Source organism: Simplicispira sp. (assembly GCF_028687295.1).
In the GTDB taxonomy this organism is placed as follows: Bacteria; Pseudomonadota; Gammaproteobacteria; order Burkholderiales; family Burkholderiaceae_C; genus Simplicispira; species Simplicispira metamorpha.
This window is the reverse complement of the sequence record NZ_JAQUAL010000164.1, coordinates 1-7,098: the sequence shown is the minus strand read 5'-3', so window position 1 is coordinate 7,098 and position 7,098 is coordinate 1. Positions and strand designations below refer to the sequence as shown.

General features: G+C 68.9%; 7 protein-coding genes and 1 pseudogene. 1 reads left to right on the top strand and 7 read right to left on the bottom strand.

The annotated features are described in order from the left end of the window. The 5 genes and pseudogenes from purH to PHX69_RS14285 form a co-directional block, all read right to left on the bottom strand. Window positions 1–773 (bottom strand): annotated as a pseudogene (gene purH, locus PHX69_RS14305) (bifunctional phosphoribosylaminoimidazolecarboxamide formyltransferase/IMP cyclohydrolase); the annotation flags it as partial. A gap of 111 nt (window positions 774–884) precedes the next feature. Beyond that, window positions 885–1,118: a Fis family transcriptional regulator gene (locus PHX69_RS14300; RefSeq protein WP_119014383.1), complete on the bottom strand. Its 234-nt coding sequence runs from the start codon at window positions 1,116–1,118 to the stop codon at window positions 885–887. Next, on the bottom strand, window positions 1,115–2,164 hold the full coding sequence (dusB, locus tag PHX69_RS14295) for a tRNA dihydrouridine synthase DusB (protein ID WP_288044552.1): 1,050 nt from the start codon (window positions 2,162–2,164) through the stop codon (window positions 1,115–1,117). Before dusB ends, PHX69_RS14300 begins: the two co-directional genes overlap by 4 nt. A gap of 182 nt (window positions 2,165–2,346) precedes the next feature. Next, window positions 2,347–3,237, bottom strand: a complete 891-nt coding sequence (locus PHX69_RS14290) for a cytochrome c (protein ID WP_288044551.1) — start codon at window positions 3,235–3,237, stop codon at window positions 2,347–2,349. A 106-nt stretch (window positions 3,238–3,343) separates the two neighbouring features. Continuing rightward, complete coding sequence (locus PHX69_RS14285; RefSeq protein ID WP_288044549.1) at window positions 3,344–4,225, bottom strand: M15 family metallopeptidase; 882 nt, start codon at window positions 4,223–4,225, stop codon at window positions 3,344–3,346. 162 nt (window positions 4,226–4,387) lie between these two features. Here PHX69_RS14285 and PHX69_RS14280 point away from each other — a divergent pair, with 162 nt between their 5' ends. Beyond that, a complete protein-coding gene (locus PHX69_RS14280; RefSeq protein WP_288044547.1) occupies window positions 4,388–4,924 on the top strand; it encodes a YqaA family protein in 537 nt (178 codons plus the stop codon). Between the two features lie 120 nt (window positions 4,925–5,044). Here the strand turns inward: PHX69_RS14280 and PHX69_RS14275 are convergent, their stop codons facing one another. Both PHX69_RS14275 and PHX69_RS14270 read right to left on the bottom strand, forming a co-directional pair. Further along, entirely contained in the window at window positions 5,045–6,625 is a 1,581-nt protein-coding gene (locus tag PHX69_RS14275) for a bifunctional aminoglycoside phosphotransferase/ATP-binding protein (protein WP_288044545.1), read from the bottom strand. A 150-nt stretch (window positions 6,626–6,775) separates the two neighbouring features. Next, window positions 6,776–7,098: permuted SH3 domain-containing protein (locus PHX69_RS14270; protein WP_502958540.1), on the bottom strand; the 323-nt coding region annotated here is incomplete at its 5' end.

The window sequence follows — 7,098 nt, the reverse complement described above, 5'->3', positions numbered from 1 at the left end:
GACAGCTCTTTGCCCTGCAACTGCACGCCGGTGGCCAGCGAGCCCACGGCGGGGTTGAGGTCGCGGTACCAGACGGCTTGCTGGTGGGCGTTTTCGCCGTAGCGCAGGTCTTGCAGCTTGGTGGCAAACATGTTGGCCTGGCTGGGGAAGGCGGACATGGCGGGCACGTAGTCTTCGGCCTGCTTGTCGGCGTCGAACTGCACGCTGGAGAGGTAGTTGCTGATGGCGCCGTCGTACTGCGCAATGCGGTTGAACGCCGCTGCCGACAGGGCAAAGCGCAGCTGGTCAGACAGCTTGCCCGCCGCCTGCAACTCGGCCAGCACGGCGGGGTATTGGCCCGCGTCGGTCACCACGCCCACGTCTTGCCAGTTCTTGGCGGCGCTGCGCACCATGGCGGGGCCGCCGATGTCGATGTTTTCGATGGCATCGGCCAGCGTGCAGCCGTGCTTGGCCACGGTGGCTTCAAACGGGTAGAGGTTGACCACCAGCAGGTCGATGGTGTCAATGCCGTGCTCGGCCAACGCGGCCATGTGCGCGGGCAGGCTGCGGCGCGCCAGCAGGCCGCCGTGCACTTTGGGGTGCAGGGTTTTGACGCGGCCATCGAGCATTTCCGGGAAGCCGGTGACATCGGCCACTTCGGTCACGGGCAGGCCCGCATCGGCCAGCAGCTTGGCGGTGCCGCCGGTGGACAAGAGCTTGATGCCCAGCGCATGCAGGGCCTGGGCAAATTCAACGATGCCGGTTTTGTCAGAGACAGAAAGAAGTGCGTTCATGGGGAGGTTGCGGTGGGTTGGGGTGGGTAATCAATACAAAATAGGCTTCTGGCCCTTGCGTGGTGCGCGCCAGCAGCTATCAATCAAGGAGCAAATTAGCCCCCATGGCGCTTACAGCAGCTGGTGCTCGACCAGCTTTTTGCGCAGGGTGTTGCGGTTCAGGCCCAGCCATTCGGCGGCGCGCGACTGGTTGTTCTCGGCCTGCTGCATCACCACTTCGAGCATGGGTTTTTCGACCAGGCGCAGCACCATGGCGTACACCCCGTCGGGCGACTCGCCGCCCAGGTCGTGAAAGTAGTCTTGCAGGCTTTCGCGCACGCAGTCTTCAATGTGTTGTTTGCTCATGCACTGGGTTCCTCGGTTTCGTCTTGGAGGGGTTCGGTGGTGCCGGTGGCGGCGGGCAGGCGCTCCATCTGGTCGCCCAGGGCGTCCAGGTAGTCGGCCACGGCCTGCCACTGGGCGTCGCACGTCTCCAGGGTGTTGATGTGTTGGCGCAGCGCCTCGCCGCCGGGCAGCGCGCGCACGTACCAGGCGATGTGCTTGCGCGCCGTGCGCACGCCGGTGTAGGCGCCGTACAGGCTGTAATGGTCTTGCAGGTGCTCCAGCAGCAGCGCGCGCACCTCGGCCACACGCGGCGGGGGCAGGTGCTCGCCGGTGGCCAGAAAGTGGCCAATCTCACGGAATATCCACGGCCTGCCCTGGGCGGCGCGGCCCACCATGATGGCGTCGGCGCCGGTGGCGGCCAGCACGTCGCGGGCTTTTTCAGGGCTGGTGATGTCGCCGTTGGCCACCACGGGCACGCGCACGGCCTGCTTGACGGCGGCGATGGTGTCGTACTCGGCCATGCCACGGTAGCCCTGCTCGCGGGTGCGGCCATGCACCGTGAGCATCTGGATGCCCACGGCCTCAAACTGCCGCGCCAGCGCCACGGCGTTTTTGTGCTCCTGGCTCCAGCCGGTACGCATCTTCAGCGTGACGGGCACGCCGCGCGGCGCGCAGGCGTTGACCACGGCGGCGGCAATCTCCACCGCCAGCGCCTCGTTCTGCATCAGCGCCGAGCCGGCCCATTTGTTGCACACCTTTTTGGCCGGGCAGCCCATGTTGATGTCAATGATTTGCGCGCCGCGCTCGACGTTGTAGAGCGCGGCCTCGGCCATCATGGGCGCGTCGGTGCCCGCGATTTGCACGGCAATCGGGCCGGGTTCGCCCTCGTGGTTGGCGCGGCGGCTGGTTTTCAGGCTGTTCCAGAGGTCTTTGCGCGAGGTGACCATCTCGCTGACCGCATAGCCCGCGCCCAGTGCCCGGCACAGCTGGCGAAATGGCCGGTCTGTGACACCGGCCATGGGCGCAGCGAACAGGCGGTTCGCCAAGGGAATGGGGCCGATGTGCATGGGTCAGGGAGGGCGCAGGGGGCTTGCTGAAAAAAGAGGCGGCATTGTACCTGCACAAAATTTGGGCACTGGCCGGGCGCGCCCGCCGCTGCCACCCACCCGGCCCGGATCAGGCCAGCGCGCCGCCTACGGCTTCGGGGCACAACGGTGCAACAGCGCCAGGCGCGCAGTGCCGGTGCCCATCATGGCGTGGCGGTCTGGCGCTGGCGGGCCATGTGCGCCAGGTAGGCCAGCAGATCGTCGAGTTCAGCGTCGCTGATCTGCTCGGGGCCAAAGCCGGGCATGAGCTGGGTGGGCCAGTGGCGCACGCTGGCGGGGTTGCGCACCAGCTGGCGCAGGGCCTGGGGCTGGAAGTATTCGGTCGGGTTCATGGGCAGGTTCAGGTCGGGGCCGACCTGGGCGTCGCCGCCGCCATTCATGCGGTGGCAGACCATGCACTGCACCACAAACAGCGACTGGCCCCGGCGCAGGCGGTCGCCCGCAGGCACCTGCGCGGCCACGGCGATCTGCGGCCAGCGCTTGTCGGGGGCGGCGCGCACGTTCAACCGCGCCACGGCATAGGGCCACTGCTCGCTGCGCACGCCCGCGTTCTGCGGCCAAACGATGTAGAACGGCCCGGCGCTGGCGGCCTTGCCCGGCAGTGCAGGCCAAGGGGCGCCGTCGGGCTCGATGGCCAGCCAGGGCTGGGGCTGGCCGGGCGACTGCGCCAGCACCAGGGCGCCGGGCAACTGCGCGACAAAACCATCGGTGGCCACGGCCTCCAATGTGTCGCTCGGGCCCAGGCCCAGCTCGCGCAGCACCACGGCCAGCGGCACGGCACGGTAGCGCATGGGGCGCTGGTAGGCCACATCGCCGGGCACGGCGATGTCCTGGGCCTGGGGGTGGCGGGCCAGCGCAGCGCCGTCCAGTTGGCGCGGGCCGTGGGCACCGTCCAGCGCCAAGGTGGCGGCCTGGGCCAGGCCCGCCAGCCCGGCCAGCAACATGGCAACACCGGCCAGGGCGCTGCGCTGGAACCAGGCGGCAGCGCGCAGGCGCCAGTGGGTGCCGTTCAGGGGATGGTTGGGAGACTGCATCGTGGTGGCCTGGGGTGGTTACGGTTGAATGTGCGCGCCTGCCCAACGGCGGCTGCGGCATGGGCGGTGGTGGTGCTGGGCCAGCGACTGGGGCGAGGCCTGCGGCTCAGCGCACGGCAAAGTCAAAGTAGCGGTCGGTGTGGGGCTCGGGGTCGAGGGTGTAGTGCCACCACTCTTCGGGCAGGTTGCGAAAACCGTGCTGCGCCAGCAGGGTGCGCAGCCAGCGCCGGTTGTGCTGCACGTCGGGCGAGAGGTGGGGGTTATCGGTGTGCGAGCGCGCATCGAACAGGTCAAACGGCGATCCCATGTCCACCTCCTGGCCATCGGCCAGCGGGCCGCGCACCACCTTGGAGGCGCGCAGGCCATCGACCACCACCAGCGTCAGATCCACCGTGCTGCCGCGGCTGTGGCCGGACTTTTCAGCGATGTAGCCGCGCTGGAACAGCTCGGTTTTGGGCACCGCCGGGTAGTAGCCGGGCTTGGTTTTCTGGTCAGACAGGTCGCTGCCCCAGCGCACAAAGTCGTTGACAGCAGTTTGCGGACGGTAGCAGTCAAACACCTTGATGGTGAGCCCCAGGGGGCGCACCTGCGCTTGTGCGGCCTGCACGGCGCGCGCTGCGGGTTCGCTCAGGATGCAGGCCGGGGCCTGGTAGCCCGCCACGGGACGACCGAGGAAGTTGTTGCTGCCGTAGTAGCGCATGTCTTGCTGCACATCAGGCGCTACGGCGTGCAGGTAGACAAACCCTGCCGGCAAGGCACTGTCCTGGCGCTCGCCCCCCGCAGGTGCTGCGCAGCCCGCCAGCAATGTGGCCAGCAGCAAGGCCGCTGCCGGGCCTGCCAGTCTGCCCACCTGCTGGCCCGACACCGCCACTGCACCCATGGCCGTGTCTGCCGCACGGCCCACTGCGGCGCTGTCCATCGCCTCACCGACGGCCTGTGCCGTGGCCCGATCCCGGCCTGGTTGTTGCGCTGCCCTGAAATGCCACATGCCTGCTCTCCTGATGCGGGTTACACAAAGCCGCAAAAGATACCGGATTGCCCTGCGGCTGCCCAGAATTTTCTGCCCGGCGAGGGCACTGCGCCCTGCCGTGCCGCCAGCGGGGGCCAGCGGATGCAGGCGGGCACAGTGCGCACTACACTCGCGCCCACCATGGAAATCTGGCTGCACCACCTCCTGGGCCTGCTGGCCCTGCCGCAATACGGCCTGAGCACGGTATTTGTCGTGGCGTTTATCTCGGCCACGCTGCTGCCGCTGGGTTCCGAGCCTGCGGTGTTCGGGCTGGTGCAGCTCAATCCGGAGCTGTTCTGGCCAGCGATTGCGGTGGCCACGCTGGGCAACACGCTGGGCGGCGCGGTGAGCTGGTGGATGGGCCTGGGCGCGCACAAAGCCTGGGACGCCGCGCGCCGACGCCGCCGCGCGGGCCAGGCCGATGCCGCAGACGCCGCACCAGTCCGCGAACTGAGCCGCACCGAACGCCGCGTGCGCGTGTGGCTGCGCCGCTGGGGGCCTAAGACCTGCCTGCTGAGCTGGCTGCCCGTGGTGGGCGACCCGCTGTGCGCCGTGGCGGGCTGGCTCAAGCTGCCGTTCTGGCCCTGCCTGGGTTACATGGCGGTGGGCAAGTTCTTCCGCTACCTGACGATGACGACGGCGCTGCTGCACCTGTGGCCCTACCTGGGCTGGGGCTGACAGGGCAAAGGGCAGCGTATTGGCCAGGCCAAAATACAAGTCAAATCGGTCTGTAGCGCACGCCAATATTGCGCAAGAAGCTATATTTCTAATAGCAAATTATGACCCAACGCGCTGTGTCTATCCACCGGCGGCGGGCAGCAGCGCGGCCCAGTCCACGGCTTGCGAGGTGTCCACCGTAAGGGCCAGCGCCTGCTCGGCGGCGTCCAGCGGCTCGCGGCGCTGCAGTTGCGCCTCCAGCACCGCCAGCGTCGCCTCCGAGGCGTTGCCGCCTTTGCGCAGGCGGCGTTCTACGCGCTCGCGCAGCACGGCCACCGGGGCATCAAAAGACAGGATGCGGCACGGCACCTGCTGCTGCACCGCCAGCGCCACGAACTGCGCCCGGTGCGCGCGCGCCAAAAAGGTGGCATCGACCAGCACCGGGAAACCTGCATCCAGCACCTGCGCCGCCAGCGCCGCCAGGTGGTCGTAGGTGCGCTGCGTGGCGTCTGGCGTGTAGATGCCGCCGGGCACCACGCCCGCGCTGGTGGCGGCGGGCGCCAGGCCAAACAGGCGCTTGCGCTCGACATCGGCGCGCAGGCGCACCACGCCGCGCTTGGCAGCCAGGCGCGCGCTGTGGCGGCTTTTGCCCGAACCCGAGACGCCATGGGCCAGCCACAGCCAGCGCGCGTGCGGCTGACGCAGCTGCTGCGCCAGCGCCAGGTAGCGCTGCAATTCGGCCAGGCTGTCGGCGCGCGCGGCCTCGTCGCTCGCCTGCGCCAGCCGCAGCCCGGCCACCATGGCGCGCACCAGGGCGCGGTACACCACATACCAGGGCAGCAGCGCCAGGCCAGCGACATCGCCCGAATGCTCCAGCCAGCCGTTCAGAAAATGCCAGGCTAGATCAGGGCGGCCCTGGGCCTGCAAGTCCATGGCCAGAAAGGCGATGTCGGCCACAGTGTCGATCCAGCGCAGCGCTTCGCTGAACTCGATGGCGTCGAACAGCTGCGGCTGGCCGTCGATCAGCACCAGGTTGTTCAGGTGCAGGTCGCCATGGCATTCGCGCACGCAGCCGCTGGCTTGGCGCTGGGCCATCAGCGGGGCCAGGCGCTGGCCCTCTTGCTGCGTCCAGCGCTGCAAATCGGCCAGGGTGGCGCGGTCGGCCTCGGGCAGGAGCACCGTGGCCAGGGTGTCGAAGTTGGCCTGCACCTGCTGGCGCACCAGCGCGGCGCTGCCCCAGGCGCTGCCTGCGGGGGCCACGGCGGCAGCGGTGTGGAACTGCGCCACCTGCTGCGCCAGCGCGTCCAGGTGGGCGGTGGTGAGCGTGCCAGCGGCCAGTTGCCGGGCCAGCAGCTGGTCATCGGCAAAGCGCTGCATCTGCACGCCGTAGTCGAGCACTTCGGCGCCTTGCTCCAGCGCCTCCAGCGGCACCAGGCGCGGCGCCTGCGCTGGGCCCAACACGGCGACCACTGTCTCGTAAATGCCGGGCGCCGTGCGGCGGTTGATGCGCAGCTCTTCCAGACAGGCCGCGCGGCGCTGCGCCAGCGTGCTGAAGTCCAGAAACCCCAGGTTCAGGGGTTTCTTGAACTTGTAGGCGCGGCCAGCGGCCAGCACCACCCAGGAGATATGGGTTTCGATGCACTGCGCCGCAGCATTGAGGGCGGCGGGGCCGTGCAAGAGCGCCGCCAGCCAGGCGGGTGGGTTCGAAGCGGTGTCGGGCATGGGCATTCCAAGGGTCGAAGGCAAAAAGTGCAGGCGCATCGGCGGCTGAAATACTCTTGATTTGATAGCTGATTGCGCCCACTGCAAAAGGGCCAGAGGCACTTTTTATACCAAAAACAGCATCCCGCAATTCGGGGGCCGTCGTGCCGATCATGGCGCGCGCAGGGCGACGCGCGCGCCGTCGGTGAGCGTGGACGGCGGGTACACCACCACCGGGTCGCCCGCTTGCAGGCCCTCTTTGACCCAGGCGTGCGTGCTGCCGCGCGCCTCCAGCACCACGGGCACACGCCGGGCGCGGCCTTCGCGCACTACAAACACGGCCATGCGCTCTGCGGTCTCAGCACCGGCACCGGCACCGGCCTCTGCGCCTGCCTGCGCGTCGCCCGCCGCAGGTGCTGCCGGGCTGTCTGCCGCAGATGCCGCCGGGCTGGTAGCGCTCGGGGCAGCAGTCTGGGCGCTGGTCTGCGCACTGG

Coding starts and splice junctions, on each gene's coding strand:
- PHX69_RS14300 (WP_119014383.1), bottom strand. CDS start 1,118: ATGAGCAAACAACACATTGAAGACTGCGTGCGCGAAAGCCTGCAAGAC.
- dusB (WP_288044552.1), bottom strand. CDS start 2,164: ATGCACATCGGCCCCATTCCCTTGGCGAACCGCCTGTTCGCTGCGCCC.
- PHX69_RS14290 (WP_288044551.1), bottom strand. CDS start 3,237: ATGCAGTCTCCCAACCATCCCCTGAACGGCACCCACTGGCGCCTGCGC.
- PHX69_RS14285 (WP_288044549.1), bottom strand. CDS start 4,225: ATGTGGCATTTCAGGGCAGCGCAACAACCAGGCCGGGATCGGGCCACG.
- PHX69_RS14280 (WP_288044547.1), top strand. CDS start 4,388: ATGGAAATCTGGCTGCACCACCTCCTGGGCCTGCTGGCCCTGCCGCAA.
- PHX69_RS14275 (WP_288044545.1), bottom strand. CDS start 6,625: ATGCCCGACACCGCTTCGAACCCACCCGCCTGGCTGGCGGCGCTCTTG.